Here is a 19,810-nt window from a genome sequence, read left to right on the forward strand (position 1 = left end):
GAGAACACCTTTAAAACTCTTTGAAAAAAAATGAATTGGTACAAAACCTAGTGGCAAAATATACAAAACCTGCTGGCTGGGGAACTTGGATTCGAACCAAGATTGACGGAGTCAGAGTCCGCTGTTCTACCATTAAACTATTCCCCAATAAGCCAATTTTACCATTTCTAGCAGATTCTATAGTGTAGGCAAGTGCAAAAAATCTTTAGATTATCAATAATAAAGAGCGATAGGGATATCATTATAATCCCAGTGGTGGCGGCCTCGATATTTTAGCATATAGCAATAAGTGAGTAAAAACATATAAATAGAGCACACAGCGAATGGAAGCATCACAAACTCTTATTGAAATATCCTCTATATAGGGGCAGTTTCTACTAAATCATGGAGAATTAATGAGTAATATTTCCACTTATCCTGTTACCCCAAACCTACAGTTGGTATATGTCTCAAACATAGAGTATTCTACAGCTTTTTATAAATTCATCTTCAAGAAAGAGCCTGTGTTTACTTCGCCACGCTATGTTGCATTTGCTTCTTCGGGGGATGCACTCTTTGCTCTCTGGTCAGGGGGCGATACGCCTGAGGAGAATGTGCCTCGTTTTTCAGAAATCGGCATTATGTTGCCAACAGGAGAGGACGTAGATAAGCTATATGCGGAATGGCAAGAGCAAACCACTGTTGAGATAAATGTTTTGAAGGAACCGTATACTGATGTATTTGGACGTACCTTCCTAATCAAAGATCCGGACGGACACATTATTCGTGTTTGTCCACTGGATTAAAAAGTTTGAGATCCGATCTTTAATCGCCTAAATTATAGTACCTCAATTATAATAATTATCTGTTTCCAAAACCTATAAGCTATGCACGCTAAGAGGCTTACTTGCGGCGCGTGGCTTATTCGTTCGGTGCTGTTCCATTTATATTCAGCCCCACAGCCTGCCTGTTTCCACAGGTGGTCTAATTGGTTTGGAGATCAGTCGGCGTTATTGCATGGCCAGTGATCAGTACTTGTAAAATCATAAAAGCTATCCCTCATCGCACTTATATTGAGCCTTTTATTGGAATGGGAGGAATATTCTTTACAAGGAAATTGATATCTTTATGAAGTTAAAAAGGCATTGTACAAAAACTAATAAAATAAATATATTAAGTGCAATTATTTTATATGAATCCACTTAAGAATCCATACTTTTATGCATGTTTGAATTGATCATTTTTTATATAGGATTGCCATGGATGTATAGATTATAAAAAGCAAATCATGATGCAAATACTATAACGCATGGGTGCATTCAAATGAAATGAAAAGCGGTTATTATTCATAACGTGTCATAAATTTTATGATACGTTTTTAAAAACGCTTGCTAAAAATTTAGTAAATGATAGGCAGGCATTATATAGATACTATCATCACAATGTTATGTCTTATCAAACCGAAAGCATTTCAATGATATAACGCAAGCAAGCGAGAAAAAACGTTTTAAAAGTTACAGTTTAAAAATACAAAACCAAATGAGCTCTCTCAAAATTTGGGGGCACCTATTGAAAAAAAAATGAGGCAGAAAAATTCAAAACCATTGTAACATCTAAGGCATGGGATTTTACTCAATTTTGTGTCAAAAGCTATAATGTTTAAAGATGGCTATTCCAAAGATAATGCTTCCAAAATTGAGTTGATTGATTTTGCCAACTCAAATTTGAGCTGGTTAATTTGCAAAGAAGTTACATTTGAGTGCAAAATGAAAAGATACTTATGAAAGCCTTATTGAGAAGACATTCATTTAAGATGCATTTTCTTTTGATAAGTTTTCATATTTCTAAATAGAGCCCTTGCAATATGATACGTTTTGTATATATGCATTCATTACTCCATTGTGGATGATTCATTTGAATCTTATAATCAATATCTGAAAGCCGCGTCATGTCATTTGGCTCGGCTTTCTTTTTTGAATTCTCTCTTTAGATAGGTTTATAGCTATTAGATAAGGCTTTCCCATAAACAGAGACAGATATACGTGTATTATTATGGAAAGGATTTATTTGCGAGAGGATTACCAGACGATGTTTGCTTTGCTTGTGCAATTAAAGGGAAAGTTTCTTCTCTCTCAATTATGTGCTTCAGATCCGAAAAATCTTTAGCCAATTTAAGATAAAAGGGGTTGGCACATCTTATACATGTGGTTCAAAGAATCCGCACCGGCTCAAGAGCTTATCATCTCAAATTGCAATTTTTAGAGGAAGAGAAAATATGCATTAAAGGGATTTTAAATAACCCTTGAAAGTTTTTGAAGATCCTTTGAAAAAAATAAATTGATGCAAAATCTACTTTCAAATTATACAAAACCCGATGACAAGCTACAATCATTAAATACGGGCTGGGGAACTTGGATTCGAACCAAGATTGACGAAGTCAAAGTCAGCTGTTACACCATTAAACTATTCCCCAATAAGCCAATTTTACTATCCCTAGCAGATTCTACGGTGCATGTAAGCGAAAAAAATTTTATGATTATCGATAATAAAGAGCGATAGGGATGTCATTAATTGTTTTGATTTGAATATCGACATCATAAATGTCTTTAAGAATTTTTGGTTGCATGATTTCTTTTGGAGTCCCACAATAGGCTGCTTTCCCATTTTTCAGTGCAACAATCATATCTGAGTAAGATGAGGCAAAATTAATATCGTGCATAACAATAAGAATGGTTTTTTTCAGTTCATCAGCTGTGCGGCGTAATTGCTTCATCATAGAAACGGCATGTTTCATATCCAGATTGTTTAATGGCTCATCTAAGAGAAGATAATCAGTGTCTTGGCAGATAACCATTGCTATAAAAGCGCGTTGACGCTGACCGCCAGAAAGTTCATCTAAAAAACGGTCTTGTAAATCTTGTAAGTCCAGATATCGTAGTGCACTGTCGATAAATTGTTTATCTTCATGTGTATACCAGCCTTTTGAATAAGGATAGCGCCCAAAACTTACTAAATCATACACGGTTAAACGGAAGGATAAAGGATTATCTTGACGTAAAATTGAGAGTTTTTGAGCCAAAATATCGTGAGGAATTTTATCAATATCAAAGCCGTCAATGTTAATTGTCCCTTGATGGTGCGGTAAAAGACGTCTTATCAGCATTAAAAGAGTTGATTTTCCCGAACCATTGGGCCCAATGAGAGAAATAATCCCCCCTTTTGGAAGATGAAGGCATAAATTATCGATAATCAATCGTGCTCCGTACGCCTTGGAAAGATGATTGATCTCAATCATTTTAATTTTCCCTTCATCAATAACATTAAGAAGACAATACCTCCACAAAACTCAATGATAAAACTTAAACGCCCTGCCATATGAAAAATTTGCTCTAAAATAAATTGTCCCCCCACCAAACAAATAATCGCTAATAATATTGCAATAGGGACAACAACACTGTGTTTTGTTTGAGGAGAAAGTTCATAGGAAAGATTGGCAACTAACAGTCCAAAAAAAGTGACGGGGCCTACCAATGCGGTGGAAATGGATACAAGAATGGAAACAAAAATAAGGACAGCTGTCGCACTTTTGTGGTAATTAACGCCAAGATTGAGAGCATTTTCACGTCCCAAAGCCAAAATATCAAGAAGATGACGTGAACGCCATCCAATCAAACTTACAATGAAGACAATGATTGTGGCAAAGCTTATTAATGACGTATTGAATTTATTAAAATTTGCAAACATGATGTCCGTTAAATTCATCATTTGGTCTGGATTTAATTGCAATTGCATAAACATGCGTAAACTGAAAAAAAAGCCGCCTAAAACAACACCAATTAAAAGCGTCAAGTGAAGCCCTTTTAAGCTTCCTGAAAAGAGCCAGCGAAAAAGACTTGTTGAAAAGATAATGAGAATGAGGGCTTCGAGAATGAGCTGCCCTTCTTCATTCAAAAAGGGCAAAGAAAGAGAGCCTACAAAATACAGCAGGATAGTCTTTATTAAAATATAAAGCTGATCAAATCCCATAAGTGAAGGGGTAAGAAGACGATTGTTAACAATTGTTTGAAACAAAACCGTAGAAACGCTTATTGCATAGGCAATAAGGAGCAGAGAGATAAGTTTTGTAAGGCGAAATGTCCATGTATAAACATTGATATTCCACGCCATGTAAAGACTAATGACAGTACATGCCATGATGATAAGCGTCGTTAATACACATATTGTTGTTTTTTTTCTATCCAAGATGCTTTCTCCAGCGTAAAAGGAGTATTATAAAAATAAAACTACCGATCACGCCCATCATGGTACTGATGGGAATTTCAAAAGAAGGTTGAATGATTCGTCCTAAAAGATCACAAATCAAGACCAATCCTGCGCCGCTGATTGCTACCCAAGGAGCGGTATAGCGCATATTATCTCCCATGAAACTTGAAACAATATTTGGAATAATCAACCCAACAAAAGGAATACGGCCAATGGTACAGACGACAACAGCGGTAATTGAGGCGACAATAAAAAGGCCAAAAAACATGACAACACGATAATTCAATCCAAGGTTATTGGTTAAATCTTCTCCCAAACTTGCAACCGTAAAGCGATCAGCCGTACAATAGGCCAGAATACAAAGGGGAAGGGATAACCATAAAAGCTCATATTTTCCTTCAAGAACCATCGCAAAACTGCCAAATAAGTAAGCTTGAAGAGAAGGAAGTAACATTTCATAATCTGCAATGGCATTGGTTAAAGAGCCAATAATATAACTTAGCATAATCCCTGTAAGGGGGACAATGAGAGCAGATTTTAGAGGAATGCGTTGCAATAAAAACATAAAAAGTAAAGTGCCTGCCATGGCAAAGATTGTCGCAACGACCATTTTTCCTAAAACAGGAACATCGGGCAAAAAAATCATAATAAAAAGAATGCCAAGGGAAGCAGATTCAACGGTTCCGACGGTTGATGGCTCGACAAAGCGATTGCGTGTTAATAGTTGCATAATCATACCTGAAAGTGCAAGTGCTGCGCCTACTAAAATGATTGCAATGGTACGAGGAAGACGCGTTTGCCAAAAAATAAGCCACGCATGGGGATCGGCTGCGAAAAGGTTAGAAGGTGAGACATCAGAATAACCAACAAAAATGCTGAGGATAGACAGGAAAATTAGAAGTGTTATGGTTATCCAGTAATTCTTCACGTTAAATCATTTTCTAACAAAATTTAATAAAAAAACAAAGGTTATTTTATAAACAACCTCTGCTTTTAAATTTTATTTATATAGCAAGCAAGCTCTTTCGTGCGCTTATTTGCTCTTTGTAAAGGCTTCATTGATTTGCTGTGCGGTTTCAATGAGTGCCGTTAAACCACCATTTGCACGATACCAGCTCCAAGAGTCCAAATAAATAATTTGGTTTTGTTTGCTTGCTGTTGTGCGGTGAACAAGCTCATTGTTGAGCAATTGTGCTGCGGATTGTCCTTCCCGCCCAATGGCTGCATCGCGATCAATCACTAACAACCAATCAGGATTGGTTTCAAGAATGAATTCAGGAGAAATGAGTTGTCCATGTTTTTGCACGGTAAGTTTATCGGTTGCAGGGGCAATTCCAAAAGCGGAGTGAAAAATATCGAAACGTGATTTTGGTCCGAAAGCACTGATTTTTCCACCAGAGGTCATGAGTATGAGCCCGGTGCCTTTTCCTTGGGTATTTTTATGGACTTCAGCAAAAGCTTCATTGAGTTTTGCAATTTCCTTTTCTGCTTCTTGTGTTTTGCCAAAAATTTTTCCAAGGATAGACACATTTCGTTTAATATCTTCAAGAGAATTTTCATTTTCTACTGTTAGATCAATTGTTGGAGCTATTTTGGATAAGTCTTTATATTTTGCTTGGGTTCTGGAGGAAATAATAATCAAATTGGGTTGAAGAGTGGCAATTTTTTCATAATCGGGCTCAAAAACGGTCCCTATTCTTTCATATTTTGCATCGTCAAATTGTTGCAGATAGGAAGGTTTTTTTCCTTCAGGAACGCCGATAACTGCTTGGATACCAAGGCGATTCATATTATCTAGCGAGGCAAGATCAAACACAACAACCTTTTGCGGAGAAGTGGGAACAGAAGTCGTGCCTGAAACATGATCAATTGTTATATTTGTCTGGGTACTCGTATTTGCAATACTCGTATGCGTCCACAAAATCGTTGCAAAACTAATTGCAACCAGTAAAACAGAAGTCATCCATTTCATATATTTTATCATCGTGATTTTATCCTTTTATCTAATATTACAAAGGTTTGCGCACTTAAAAACTTAACTTTGGTATTTTTATGCACAAAATGAAGCGTAAATAAATAACACTATGTTGTAAAGTTGACTGACATATGTTACAAATCGTTCACTTACCTCATTTTCACTTAATTCTAGTGTTTTTGCAACATTATTTAGAAAGTTTGACATATGATCAATGTATTTAAAAAGCGTACACGTTTGTACGCACTGACAACAAGTGCTTTCTTCTTTTTGCAAGGTGTAGATGTTTCTATGGGGAATGGTTGGTTCTCATTCTCTTCGCCTGTATTATCTCCATTTGCGTCATTCGTTCCTAGTACAATTACAACATCTGTCTCTAATGCAATCGCTGAAAAGGTAGTTTCACTTGCATTGGATACAGTTACAACATCTGTCTCTAACTCAATCTCTTCTATAGTTCCAACGCCTGAATCTATAGTTACAGGACTATCTTCAGCATTGCAATATTTAGAGGTACTCATTGAACCTACATCAGAAGCAAAGGGTTCATTGCCTAGAGCGTACGTTTCTATAAGACAAATTCCTGGTTCACGGATACCTCTTTTTGCGCTTTTTCCTAAAAACGGTACAGATATGTGTGAAAATAGTTCTGGTGAGTTAGAGCGTGGATCCATTATATGTGTGGACGGTGGAGAACATACAATAAAAGGAGGTAAGATTCGTGTAAAAAAATACGGTGATAATGCTGTGTTTGCAGTGGGGCGTCTTGTTATAGATAATGCGAATGGTTCGCGTTCTAGCGTTGTAACGGGAGGTGCAGGTTCCAGAACTGCCAGGACTGCTAGGACTGTTAATAATCTTGTAGGAGGGCATACCTCCGGAGGTGTAAGTGTTGTTGACTCTTCGCGTTCTAGCGTTGTAAGGGGACCTCTTTCCAAAACTGTAAATATTGCTAAGGCGACAAGTGTAAAGGTAGAAGGTGTATCTATCGTTGGTGTAGATCCTAAAAGCTTTAGTGCTCAAAATGCTGTTATGGGGTTTGGGAGTGCTGTATTTTCGTTAGCAGGTGCAAAGGTTGAATTGCTGAAGTCAAATATCGAGAACTTTGTTACTGGTCTTGAGGCTGGGTACAAAGGAAATATTCATATGAAGGGAGGAAGCATCAAAAAAACTTTTTTTGGTGCTGTAGCTAGTTTTGAATCGTCTATTTTTTTAGAGGGAACAGATATTAATGTGGAAGTCGTTAATGATAAAGTACCTCTGAATGTAGTTGGTTTACATAGTTCTGGTGAATCTCAAATAACGATGAAATCTGGATCAATTACTTTTGCAAAAGGTGGTGTGGGGGTTTTGGCGGAAGACGAAGGATTTGTTAAACTAGAAGATGTTAGAATTCATATTGCTGAAAAAGAGAGAAACAATGAGGAATCTCCAGAAGGAACTTTAGGTGAAGAGGCTGCTTCTAGTGTACTGGATCCGAGTGTTGTTTTTTTATTGGAAGATGGTTTTGTTTCTTCTAAGCGTGTAATCTTTAACGGTTCTAATGCTATTGTTCTATGGATAAATAGTAATTACGGTATTGAAAATGGTCTCTTTAGTGTCATTAATTTAAAGTCTGGTCGTGGAAAGGTCGATAGTTTTACTGAATTTGTTGAGAATACTTTTGCTGATGACTATGCTAGCATTAGGTCTGCTATCAATTATTCGGTTATTACAGTAAAAGATAGAGGCTCTTATGGTATATATTTTGGTAAAAGTGAACCAGAATTCGAAAAAAGAAGTTTAGAAACGAATAATCAAAGTGAAGAAGGAGAAGAATCAAGTGCTAGAGTTAAAAGAAGTAGTGATGTTGCAGGAGCAACTATAGCTACAGTAACTACTGGAGGTGTTGTAGAAAGCCAAGTATCTTTCTCGGAAGAACCAGAAGTAGATGGGAGGCATATGGTTCTTTTAAGACGTTCTGTTCTCAAGGTTCCAGATGGTGTGGCCATTTATGGTAACGATTCGAGCGGTTCTGTTGCTTTAGGACAAGACACATTAGTTTCTGGTGATCTATTATTGCGTGCTACAGGTTCTTCTAGTTTGAAGGTTTTTGCTCATGATTCTAGTATTGTAGGTTCTGCACGCATTGATAGCACCGCGAGTGCAAACCTTTTTTTAGCTGCTTCATCAGAGTGGCATTTAGTAAAAAGTAAGTATAGTAATGAAGCTTCGGATACAGATTGTATAGATTCTTGTGTTTCGTCTATAGATCTCAAAGATAGTGTTATTGCGTTTTTACGATCCGAAAATAGAGATGGAGGTTATCAAACGCTTCGCGTTGGGGATGGGAACGGCACGGTTTACGCTGCTTCTGGAGATTCTTATATTTACTTTAATGCGCGTTTAGTTCCTAATACTTCGGATAGTGATCAAATGTCTGACAGGCTTTTGATTCATGGTGATGTTGCTGGGAAAACGATAGTGCGTGTAAAAGATACTTCAGAAGGAACACAACAAGATGATAAGCAATCTCATAGTATTTCAATTATTCAGGTCTTCGGACAAGCAGAGGCGGATTCTTTTAGGCTAGACGGTGATTATATTACACGAGAAGGGTCGCCTTATAAGTATATTCTTCACGCTTATGGTCCAACCATTTCTTCTTCGGAAATGCGACCTTTTGATGAGAAATTAATTGCAAGTAGTGGAGATGCGAATAGTAGGAGTGTTTGGGATTTTCGCTTAGAAAATCAATATGTTGTTCCTCGTGTTTCTAATACTGTCACTGACGCTCGTGGAAGAGGAGATAGTGGTGGTTTGGCGGAACCTTCTGTGTCTGGAGAATCTGGAGCTATAATTTCTCCTTCAAGTGTTTCACTTTTGAGATCTGATACAGGTGGTGTACATCAGGAATTTTCATCTATAGGATCGGCGGCTGCATCTGGCGTAAAACCTAGTGGACCTGTTGGGCGTGTTCTTGTATTGGGTCGTTCTGGTGATGGTGGTGTTTCTTCTCAGTGTAATGATATACAGAACAATAGCGAAGAGAGGAATGCTGTGGAGAAAGCTCTTTATGCATGCGGTGATGGTAAGACACATACAATAAAAAATCTTATACTGAAAGGGAATGATAAAGTTCAGCATTCTATGCATGCACAGAATGAGAATACAGTTATTAAGTTGGAGAATGCTACAATTATGGGGGGGAGTGATAACGAAAGCAATGTTGATCTTACTGAATTAAAGGCTATGAGTGCTGTTTTTGCAGAAGATAGCGCAGAAGTCGTTTTGGAAAAAAATTCAACAATTCAATCTTCTCTAATTGGGCTTGAAGCGCAAAGGGGTGGAAAGATTACGATGAACGCTGGAACAGTCAATGCGCTTTATGTGGGCGCTTTGGCGGGTTCTGGATCATCTGTTAATTTAAAGGATACGAAAATTAACGTAACGGGGGATTTAGCTGTGGCTGGTTTGGCGAGTCAGGCTGGTGAGGTAACTATGGACTCTGGAACGGTTATGCTGACAAATGGAGTGGCTGTGAGATCAGAAGCGGGGGGACGTGTAAGATTAAACAAAGTTAATATTACTGCGAAAAAAGAAGCAGGAAAGTCGAATTCTACAGAGAAATTTGGACGTGCAGCTTTTTTGGTGAGTGATAATGCTTCTGTTGATTTTAAGAACGGAAATGTTGTTACTGATGCTCATGCTTTGTGGATTATAAAGTCTGATGATAATGTGGTTGAGACCGGCTCTTCTAGGAGAAGGAGATCTTCTGACGTTCGTCCTACTATGAATTACGTAAATATCGAGTTTTCTACTGTTAAAGTGGAAGGCGACGGAGTCTACGGCATATATTTTGATGGGGGAACACAGAAGGAAGCGAGTCAACAAAATCGAAGTCAGAATCTAGAAATTGCGCAAACAGGCGTTGTTAAGCGGAGCGTTGTATCCAAACAGGAGAATACACCTATAGGCGTAACGGGAACAGTTTCGTTGAAAAAAACTGATTTTCAAGTTGCAAATGGTATAGCTATCTATGGTAATAATTCTGGTGGTCATGTTTCATTAGAAAATAAAACAACTCTTGCTGGTGACTTGTTATTAAAAGCCGAGAATGATTCGAACATATTGGTTTCAGTTGATAGTTCTATTGTTACAGGCGGTGTTCGCGTTGATAAAAATTCTTATGCAAAATTAGACTTGGCTAATAATTCACAGTGGATTCTAAAAAGAAGTGCACAGAGGAATTTAGGAACTCTAGATTCAGGATGTGTGGATTCATGCATTGCTTCTGTAAGTCTTGTAAATAGTGCTATTGATTTTGCACCTTCGGAATCTGAAGGCAAATATCAGACTCTCCATATTGGAAATGGGAAAGGAACAGTTTATGCGGCACAGGGTAATGCTGTAATTCATCTCAATGCACGTTTAAATCCTCGTGATCCGAGTGATCAGCAAGTCACTGATCGGCTTGTCATTCATGGTGATGTTTCTGGAAAAACAAAAATACATGTACGAGGTGATGCGGGCAATGCAGGAGATGGTAAAGCGAATGCCAAGATTGCTCATAGTGTTTCAATTATTCAGGTTTATGGTCAAGCGAAGAAAGACTCTTTCCAACTCGATGGCAATTATGTTGCACTGAGAAACTCACCTTACAAATACACCCTTCGTGCTTATGCTCCAGAAGCGACTTCGAAACAGGAGCATGTTCAGCAGAAATTTGTTAAGGATGGTGGAGAATTTTGGAACTTCCGTCTAGAAAATCAGTATGTTAAGTCTGTTGGATCTGCTGCCCTTCCTGCACAATTTGTAAGGTCTGTTGTTCCACAGGTTCCAACTTATCTCAGCTTGCCTAATAGCGTATTCCACGCTGGTTTGATGGATATTAGCAATCAAAATAAGCAATTGGAGACGTTGCGGATGACTTCTACAGGAATGGTAGAGGTTCGTGAAAATCCTGCTTTATACTTGCGCGGCTATGGTGGAAGTTACCGTTATACTTCAGATCTGTCCGCACTTGAATATGGTTACGGAGGTGATCTTAGTTATAATGGTGTAGAGGCAGGTGTTTTGCTGCAAACTATTGAAAATGCTGATAGTGCTATATCCTTTGGCGTTATGGGAACTTATGGAAAACTTTCTCTGCAGCCTGTGAATGTTGAGCACAGTCAGAAGAGTGCATTTGATAAATGGACTGCTACGGTATATGGTAGCATGCAGCATAATGTTGGCTTCTATGTTGACGGTCTTTTATCCTATGGTCTGTTCAAAGGTGATGTTCTCACCCTTGCACGGGGTAAAACAGCAACATTAAAAGGTAATCCTTTGAGTGTTTCTTTAGCTGGTGGTCAGACAATTATGACAGGATATAAGGGCTTTGTCTTTGATCCGCAGGTTCAGGTTGTGTATCAACATCTCCAGTTTAATAAGGCCCGTGATATCGACAATTTTAATATTGAAATGGGTAACCTTAATCAGTGGGTAGCACGTGTTGGTGGACGTTTAACCAAGATTCCTACAGGTTCTGAAGGCGTGAATGCTGTTGCTTTCTATGGTAAGCTTTATCTTGCTCATGGTTTTGAAGGAAAACAGTCTGTGCATTTCAATGATGCTTTCAAGTTAGGAGCTTTTGGTTCTTCTCTAGAGGCTGGATTAGGTTTTAATGCTAAATTGTTGCCACAGTTCTCTCTGCATGCTGATATTCTCTATCAACATAAGCTTAATAAGGCTGGTTTTTCGGGAACAAGTTTTTCCGGAGGAATACGTTATCAGTTTTAATATAAGGTACACTATGTACCTTTTTAGAAAAGGCAGCACATTGTGCTGCCTTTTTTCTTTGTAACAACTTGTGTTGTCTTTAAAAGATTTTCGTCTTCTTGATTGAGCAAAAAAAACATAGTTTTTTTGTGTATGAGAGCACTTTTCTCCGCTAAAGCGAATTTTCTTAAAATTTATGCTGCTACTGATGCGATAGAGTGCTTCGCTTTTATCGGCTTTTTAAGCGTTCAGCAGAATGGTATGCGTTACGTTATCATTTTTAGTACTGTATTGATATTATCTAATATAATATTTGATGTTTTCTAAAGCTCGTTTTTGAGAGTTTGTTTTTTACGGATTTAAATCATTGTTTCATTCATCTCCTTGTGGATTAATTTTTAAAGTTCACAAGGCTAGATTGTGTTTTTAATTAATTGCACGCACTGGTTTCATTTTTTCTTTACACGAAATACAGAATGCATTATACACTTATAAATTGTGTTTTGTTGTTATTCTCTTATAGATGGTTTTTAGCGTAGAGCTTTTGCCAAATTTATTGGGATAGTTCATTGCACAGTTCAAATAGGCATGAGGCATGTTCTTTTGTTACACTTTTCGTATTTTTGAGGTGTGCAAGGGGGTGTTTTGTAAGTGCTTTTGTTTTTAATGAGAGGGGAAGGAAAGTTTCGAGGGAACTATGATTAAAATTTTTAGAAATCATGTATGTTTATGTGCTTGTACAACAGCTATCCTCTCTTTGCTTCAAAATGGAAGAGAAGTGTATGCGGCTGCAGAGGAGGATGGTAAACCTTATATTATAACGGTTACTCCGATCAACGGTATCGGTATTACTTCTGGTCCTCATCTTAGTGGGAGTAACATACACAAGCCTCCCCTTGGTGGAGAGAGTGGGCAGAATAATCATTATACTTCTCATCAGACCCCTGTTGGCAATAACGATGAGGGTATTCGTGGAGGAAATGACTATCGTAAGCTGAGTGGAGTGGATGGATGGTATGGACATCAGAAAAATGTAGATAACTCTGTTAAAGATGCAGACTCTGATGGAAGAGGAGTGAATCCTGGTTTTTATTACTATAGTGGGTTGTATTATGTATGCGATAATTGCGGGGAATCCAAAATTAATAATAAATCTTATACAATTACGAGTGCAAATATTTCCAACTACCCTGCTAATCCTACTGCTATAACGGTGAAGGGAATAGGGACCAGAGTTGATGGAGAGAATGTAACTGTTAGCAGTGAAGTTTCTGATGAGACTTTTCTAGTGGGTGTGCACGTATTAGAAAACGGTAAGGTTTTTTTAAAAGATCCGACTATCAAAAATACAGTTATAGGACTTCGTGCAAGTAATGGAGTGATTGAGGTAAAAAATGGAAAGATTGAGGAAAGTTATGAAGGTGTTGATGCAGCAGAGAACTCGTTTGTTCTTTTAGAAGATACAGACATTAAGACAGCTGATGGGAATGCAAGTCTTTTAAGTTATGAGCGTTCAGAAGTTTGGATGTCAGGTGGATCAGTTGATTTTATGAACAGTCATGGGGTTTCTTCCATGTTAGGTGGGAAGGTAAATCTCGAGAATGTTAGAATTACTGGGAAAGGTAAAGAAAAAAATTCGGATAATCATGCGGTTTTTCGTACGGATTTAGAGGGGATTGTTAATTTAAAAGGTACGACTGTTCGTGCTGTGGATGTCCATGGCATATTATTAGAAAATACAATCAATCCTATTTCTCAGCAGGAAGTTAAAGATTTATCTAATAAGGATTCTCATTCTGAGTCTGGAATTTCTGCGACTGAGGTTAATATTAAATCCTCTACTATTAATGTAAAGGGTGAGGGATCTTATGGTATCTATTTTCAGGGAGAAAAGCCATGGAGCGAAGATGGGGATAAAAAAGAGGAGATTTCATTAGAGGAAGAAAAAGCTCCACCACGATTGGAAGTTGTTAATTTGGATACAACAGAGTTTTCTGTTGAAGACGATACGGCTCTTTATGGCAGCAATGTTATTTCTGGTGCGGTGAGTTTGATGAAAAGCACTCTTCGTTCAGGGAATTTTTTATTAAAAGCTGAGAAAGGGGCATCTGTGATCGTTTTGGCTGATGCTTCTACGCTTGAAGGTCGCACACACGTTGATAAAGACTCTAATGCCGAACTTTATTTGGGAGGTCGTTCTACATGGATTTTACAACAACCGCTGCAAAAAGATCAACATGCGGCTGCACATGATTCTTCTATTTCACTCGTTAGTCTTATGGGTGATAGCTCTATTCATTTTAAAAGACATGAATCTTCTTCTGTTGATGATTATCAAACTCTTCGTATTGGAAAGGGAAAGGGTGAGGTTTATAGAGCACGGGAAGGTGCCTCTATTTCCCTTAATACATACCTGAATAGTGGTGGTGCTCTTAATCAGCAAAAGACTGATCGTGTTTTAATTCATGGGGATGTTTCGGGAAAAACAAAGCTCCAAGTGCATGGAGTTGCAGGAAGTCCAGGAGGATATACGGGAAAGGGGGGAAATAATGAAGGTATTTCAGTCATTCAGGTTTCAGGAGAAGCAAAGCAAGATTCTTTTCAGTTGAAAGGTGGTTATGTAGCGTTAAACGAATTACCTTATCAATATAAGCTTTATGGTTATGGTCCAGGGTCTGAGTTTGGAAAAGCAAGCATGGATCAAAGATTAGTGGAAGGGAGCGGAGAATTTTGGGATTTCCGCCTTGAAAGTAGGTCTATAGATTCTGATGTTCAACCTAAACCAGATCCTTCTCCTAAGCCAATTCCGGGACCAGAACCTTCTCCAGAACCAGCTCCGGAGCCCCATCCTCGTCCTAAGCCGGGCGTTAAGGCTGTTGTTCCGCAGGTTCCGACTTATCTCCTTTTGCCTAATGCTTTACGTCATATTGGTTTGATGAATGTTAACAATCAAAATAAGCGGTTAGAAGCTTTGCGAATTACTTCTGGGGGCTTATTAGAAAGTCGTGAAAACCCTCTCTTTTTTGTGAGCGGTTATGGCGGCAATCATCGTTATACTTCAAATCTTTCCGCGCTTGAATATGGTTATGGCGGCGAGTTTAATTATAATGCACTAGAAGCAGGTGTTTTGCTAAAAGCAATCGAAAATATGTATGGTTCCACTTCTTTTGGAATTATCGGGGCTTACGAGAGATTTTCTTTGCAACCTTTGAATGTTGAGCAGAGTCAAAAAAGTACATTTGATAAATGGTCAGTTACGGCATACGGTGGTATGCAGCATGATGCAGGTTTTTACGTTGATGGTCTTGTGTCTTACGGTTTGTTTAAAGGTGATGTTCTAACAACTGCACGGGGCAAGACGGCAACATTAAAGGGAAATCCTTTAAGTGCTTCATTGTCTGCTGGTAAAACATTTATGGTAGGAGAGGACGGTTTTGTTTTTGATCCGCAAGTTCAGGTTGTTTATCAATATCTTCAATTTAATAAGGTACGTGATGTGGACGGCTTTGATATTGATTTAGGAAAACTTCATCAGTGGGTAGGGCGTGTTGGAGGGCGTTTAACAAAGAGGCTGGTTGCTACTGATGAGGCTCAGGTTGTTTCTTTCTATGGCAAGCTTCATCTTGCTCATGGTTTTGAAGGAAAACAATTTGTGCATTTTAAAGATGCTTTTCAGTTAGGTGCTTTTGGTTCTTCATTAGAAACTGGATTAGGTTTTAATGCTCAATTATCTCAAAAATTTGCGCTTTACGGTGATTTGGTTTATCAGCACAAACTAACGAAAGCTGGTTTTTCTGGAACGAGTTTTTCAGGTGGATTGCGTTATCATTTCTAGTTTTGTTGCTGTTTTTGATTAATCTTTCAAAAAGCTACAAGTTATACTTGTGGCTTTTTCTCATTATCTATTCATTTTGTGTTATAGCATTTTTACGAGAGTGTGACTTTGCATATCTTTAATATGCTTTTGGGTTGGACTTCTTTCGTTTTTTTTGAAAAATCTGAAGAGTTTGTACGTTATCGTTTCAAAATGCGTATTTCAGAGTGATTATTATATTATTTATAATATTTTGATTTATAAAGATATTTTTTAATTTAGGGCGCTGAAATATTTTCAATGCTCTTATGATGAATCCATAAAAAGCATTCCTTTGTCTATTATATGTAAGATTAGCAAGTGGATAATCGTTTAAGAAAGGAGTCAATATAATTTGGGGGATTATGTTAAGAGGAGAGGATTTACAATATTAGAAATTGGCAAAGACAAAGATGCTACTCAGGCGCAATGAGGGCTGTATCCGATAAACTTGATATTATATCTGCTGTCGTTATGAAATGGGGATGGAAATAATGAGGTATATCTGAGAAAATTGGTGGATTAGAAACATAAATAACGTATTATTTTTTTGAAAGTGCGTTTTCTTTAAAGAATGTGATAAATAAAAAGATAAAATTATATGTCATTTTCACCTTTTAGATACGGCTCTGAATATTTTAAAATGTTGAAAAGAGATGGTAAAAATCGGAACAGATTTTAATTTTTACACTTTCCTCCTCTTTCTAAATTAGTTCGTATTTCCATAAACACTGTCTAAAACAGCTGTATGTGATAGCTTTGCTTCCCAATTTTGGCATATATTCAGTTTTGTCTGCTTACGAGTGCCTATTGTTTCAATATAATATTTATCTCGAATATTAATTATACACGCTTTGGGTATTGATTAAACAACAGTTAAAATAGGCATTCTTAATGTACAAAAATCTCTTAAAGCTGCTTTTAAATAACAACTTTAAAGATGATTTTTCTCTCATTTTTCAGTTATATTTTTGCAAATTCCTTATAAAAAAATAGATTTAGTCTGTATTTTTAGTAACTTTTAAATTCCATATTTACATAAAACACAAAAAGAATTAATAAGGTCTGCACAGTTAATCCAAAACGTACTAATTTTTCTCTTTGTTAAGTTTTCTTTGATACATTACGTGTTACTTTTATGGGCAAAATTATGGTGTAATTATGGTCAATCTATTTAAAAATCGTTTTTCCTTATGTACTTTTACAACAGCATTTCTTTTTTTTGCACACAATGTTGATGCTACGGTTCAAGATGGTGCTGTTGTTAATACTGGGGTACAAGGTCGTTCTGGCGTTAATGGTAAGACACAAAATAATCAGGATCAATTTTCATGTATTATGAATAGTGAATTTTATCGGTGTAATGATGGTAAAAAACACTACTTTTACAATAAAAATTATCAAAAAACTGATGAAAATACGAATGAAACTGTTGCTATACAAGCATCTGGAAGAAAAACGCTTCTCTTCGGGAAAAATATAACTGTTAAGGATGCTTCAAGTGCTGTTATTTCAAAAGAAAGTTTTTGGAAGTATGGGGTCGTGGCGAGTGAACATGGACAAGTGATTATAGAAAGAGGAGAGATTAACTTTACAAAGGGTATCGGAGTTGAAGTAAGAAATTGGGGACAGGTCGATTTAAGGAGTAGTTCTATTACCGAACAAGGTAGTCAGGGGATGAGTATAGATGACCATAATGAAAATTCAGCTTTTCATGCGTTTGATGCTGGGAGTATCCATTTTGAGAAAGGTAAAGTTAATCTAGCCAATGCTCATGGTTTTTCAATGCATGGGAATAATATCGATGGGAAGGGTATCTTTATAACTATCGTGGATTCTACGGTTTTGGTAGAAAGTAATACGTCTTATGGGTTGCGTTTTTGGGAGGGACTAGGAGACAGAAATGAGGAAATGAAGGATCACGAGTATCCTCATTATTTTTATATTTTTGCGGGTGAGGAAGAGATGTTCGGAAGTCTTCCAAAAACGAACTTACCCGTACGAGGGATTGTTGGCTTGACAAGAACCTCTTTTACAGTTCCAAAGAGTGCAGCTATTTATAGCAGAGGATCTGGTGGTGTTGTTAGGCTGTTGGATAATTCCAAACTTTCTGGAGATTTATTACTGAAGGTTGAGGATGGCTCTTTTGTGAAGGTTTCAGTGGATGCTTCTACACTTGTAGGGGGGACACATGTTGATGAAAGTTCTTCTGCTGAATTTCGGTTGAGAGGTGATTCAAAATGGATTTTATCACGGCCGAAAAATAAAAATTTACAAGTTTCTAGTTCTATAGGTGTTTCATCAATTTCATTAATACATCTTATTGATAGTTCTATTATTTTTGAACAACCAGAAACTAACATAGTTGATGGCTATCAAACACTTCGTGTTGGGAGAGGAACAGGTGAAGTTTATAAAGCACAAGGTAATGCACATCTTTATCTCAACACCTATTTGAATAAGGGGGGGGCTCTTCAGAATCAAAAAACGGATCGTCTTTTATTCCATGGTGATATTGAAGGAAAAACAATAATACATGTGCATGGTGTTTCAGGAAGTCCAGGAGGTGGTACGGGGCATTATGGAAATGATAAAGGTATCTCGATTATTCAGGTTTCTGGAACAGCAGAGAAAGATTCTTTCTTGTTGGATGGTGATTATATTGCATTGGACGGTCTACCTTACCAATATAGGCTTCATGCTTATGGCCCAAACTCTGAATTAGGAAGAGCGAGTGCGTCTCAAAGATTAGTCGAAGGTGAAGGAGATTTTTGGGATTTCCGCCTCGAAAATGGATTTGTTGATTCTGATACTACATTTAGATTAACTCAGAGTTCTAAACTTGGTTTAGGTGGTGAGCATCATTCTAGGCAAGGCGTTAAGGTTGTTGTTCCTCAGGTGCCAACTTATCTGCTTTTGCCAAATAGTTTATTCCACGCTGGTTTGATAGATATCAGTAATCAAAACAAGCAGTTAGAGATAGTACGGACTAATTTTAGTGGAATGTTGGAAATTCATGAAAATCCTGCTTCATTTTTGCGTGGCTATGGTGGGAGTTATCGTTATGCCTCAGATTTATCTGCGCTTGAATATGGTTATGGGGGAGATCTAGGGTACTATGCACTAGAGACAGGTGTTTTGCTACAAACTGTTGAAAATGTTGACAGTGTTATATCCTTTGGGGTGATGGGGTCTTATGGAAAGCTTTCTCTACAACCTCGAGATGTTGCACAAAGCCAAAAAAGTACATTTGATAAATGGACTGCTACAGTTTATGGCAGTATGCAGCATGATGTAGGATTCTATGTTGATGGTTTGTTATCGTATGGTCTGTTTAAGGGAGATGTTCTGACAACTGCACGGGGTAAAACGGCAACATTGAAAGGTAACCCTTTAAGTGTTTCCTTGATGAGTGGTCAGAAAATTGCCACAGGATATGAAGGTGTTGTTTTTGATCCACAGGTTCAGGTTGTTTATCAGCATCTTCAATTTAATGAGGCCCGCGATATTGATAATTTTAATATTGAGATGGATAAACTTGATCAATTGATGGTGCGTATGGGTGGTCGTTTGATAAAGACTCTTACTGCGTCTGAAAAAGATCGTGATGTTTCTTTTTATGGAAAGATTCATTTTGCTCATGATTTTGGCAAAGAAAGAGCTGTGCGTTTTAAAGATTCTTTCCAGTTAGCGGCTTTTGGTTCTTCTCTAGAGGCTGGATTAGGTCTTAATGCTTGCTTGTCTCAAAAATTTGCGCTTCATGGTGATTTGGTTTATCAGCATAAGTTGAGTAAAGGTGGTTTTTCTGGAATCAGTTTTTCTGGTGGATTGCGCTATCGTTTTTAGGTGATCGTCTTGGGGTAAGTTGTTTAAAAAGCCATAAGCATAGCTTGTGGTTTTTTATTATTTGTTTGCAACTTTTTAAACAAGTTTTTTAAAAAAATGTTTTTTTGCATGAGCAAGTTTGTTTCTTTTTAGAAACGAGATAGGGCTTTCTG

The 19,810-nt window shown here is 37.4% G+C and carries 8 protein-coding genes, 2 tRNA genes and 2 pseudogenes; 6 read left to right on the plus strand and 6 right to left on the minus strand.

Going from position 1 to position 19,810, the window contains the following annotated elements; all coding sequences use genetic code 11:
• Positions 1–73 precede the first annotated feature (73 nt).
• Positions 74–147 (minus strand) — tRNA-Gln (locus ACFIM8_RS08130).
• Between the two features lie 248 nt (positions 148–395).
• Here ACFIM8_RS08130 and ACFIM8_RS08135 point away from each other — a divergent pair.
• The 3 genes and pseudogenes from ACFIM8_RS08135 to ACFIM8_RS08140 form a co-directional block, all read left to right on the plus strand.
• Positions 396–785, plus strand: coding sequence for a VOC family protein (locus tag ACFIM8_RS08135; RefSeq protein ID WP_375607407.1), 390 nt, complete (start codon positions 396–398; stop codon positions 783–785).
• A gap of 233 nt (positions 786–1,018) precedes the next feature.
• A pseudogene (locus ACFIM8_RS09480) lies at positions 1,019–1,108 on the plus strand (DNA adenine methylase); the annotation flags it as partial.
• A 922-nt stretch (positions 1,109–2,030) separates the two neighbouring features.
• Positions 2,031–2,241 (plus strand): annotated as a pseudogene (locus ACFIM8_RS08140) (DNA adenine methylase); the annotation flags it as partial.
• A 140-nt stretch (positions 2,242–2,381) separates the two neighbouring features.
• On the opposite strand, the gene ACFIM8_RS08145 reads toward ACFIM8_RS08140, so the two are convergent.
• The 5 genes from ACFIM8_RS08145 to ACFIM8_RS08165 all read right to left on the minus strand — a co-directional run bounded on the left by ACFIM8_RS08145 (position 2,382) and on the right by ACFIM8_RS08165 (position 6,226).
• Positions 2,382–2,452, minus strand: a tRNA-Gln gene (locus ACFIM8_RS08145).
• A gap of 63 nt (positions 2,453–2,515) precedes the next feature.
• Entirely contained in the window at positions 2,516–3,274 is a 759-nt protein-coding gene (locus ACFIM8_RS08150; protein WP_375609619.1) for an ABC transporter ATP-binding protein, read from the minus strand.
• Positions 3,271–4,221, minus strand: a complete 951-nt coding sequence (locus tag ACFIM8_RS08155) for an iron chelate uptake ABC transporter family permease subunit (protein ID WP_375607825.1) — start codon at positions 4,219–4,221, stop codon at positions 3,271–3,273. Before ACFIM8_RS08155 ends, ACFIM8_RS08150 begins: the two co-directional genes overlap by 4 nt.
• Positions 4,214–5,170, minus strand: coding sequence for an ABC transporter permease (locus tag ACFIM8_RS08160; protein ID WP_375607824.1), 957 nt, complete (start codon positions 5,168–5,170; stop codon positions 4,214–4,216). The genes ACFIM8_RS08155 and ACFIM8_RS08160 overlap by 8 nt, the downstream gene beginning before the upstream one ends.
• Before the next feature lie 105 nt (positions 5,171–5,275).
• Positions 5,276–6,226, minus strand: a complete 951-nt coding sequence (locus tag ACFIM8_RS08165) for a siderophore ABC transporter substrate-binding protein (protein ID WP_375607403.1) — start codon at positions 6,224–6,226, stop codon at positions 5,276–5,278.
• A gap of 198 nt (positions 6,227–6,424) precedes the next feature.
• Here ACFIM8_RS08165 and ACFIM8_RS08170 point away from each other — a divergent pair, with 198 nt between their 5' ends.
• From ACFIM8_RS08170 to ACFIM8_RS08180, 3 genes are all read left to right on the plus strand, one after another.
• Positions 6,425–11,980 (plus strand): autotransporter outer membrane beta-barrel domain-containing protein, encoded by a 5,556-nt coding sequence (locus tag ACFIM8_RS08170; protein ID WP_375607402.1) that lies wholly within the window; start codon positions 6,425–6,427, stop codon positions 11,978–11,980.
• A 676-nt stretch (positions 11,981–12,656) separates the two neighbouring features.
• On the plus strand, positions 12,657–15,794 hold the full coding sequence (locus tag ACFIM8_RS08175) for an autotransporter outer membrane beta-barrel domain-containing protein (RefSeq protein ID WP_375614761.1): 3,138 nt from the start codon (positions 12,657–12,659) through the stop codon (positions 15,792–15,794).
• 1,179 nt (positions 15,795–16,973) lie between these two features.
• Complete coding sequence (locus ACFIM8_RS08180) at positions 16,974–19,658, plus strand: autotransporter outer membrane beta-barrel domain-containing protein (RefSeq protein WP_375614762.1); 2,685 nt, start codon at positions 16,974–16,976, stop codon at positions 19,656–19,658.
• The last annotated feature ends 152 nt before the right edge of the window (positions 19,659–19,810 follow it).

Origin of the sequence: Bartonella sp. AC535YNZD (genome assembly GCF_042196625.1) — a bacterium.
Classification (GTDB): domain Bacteria; phylum Pseudomonadota; class Alphaproteobacteria; order Rhizobiales; family Rhizobiaceae; genus Bartonella.

Bases quoted from the DNA above. Each gene is read 5' to 3' on its own strand.
- ACFIM8_RS08170 (WP_375607402.1), top strand. From the start codon at position 6,425: ATGATCAATGTATTTAAAAAGCGTACACGTTTGTACGCACTGACAACA.
- ACFIM8_RS08165 (WP_375607403.1), bottom strand. From the start codon at position 6,226: ATGATAAAATATATGAAATGGATGACTTCTGTTTTACTGGTTGCAATT.
- ACFIM8_RS08180 (WP_375614762.1), top strand. From the start codon at position 16,974: ATGGTCAATCTATTTAAAAATCGTTTTTCCTTATGTACTTTTACAACA.
- ACFIM8_RS08175 (WP_375614761.1), top strand. From the start codon at position 12,657: ATGATTAAAATTTTTAGAAATCATGTATGTTTATGTGCTTGTACAACA.
- ACFIM8_RS08150 (WP_375609619.1), bottom strand. From the start codon at position 3,274: ATGATTGAGATCAATCATCTTTCCAAGGCGTACGGAGCACGATTGATT.
- ACFIM8_RS08135 (WP_375607407.1), top strand. From the start codon at position 396: ATGAGTAATATTTCCACTTATCCTGTTACCCCAAACCTACAGTTGGTA.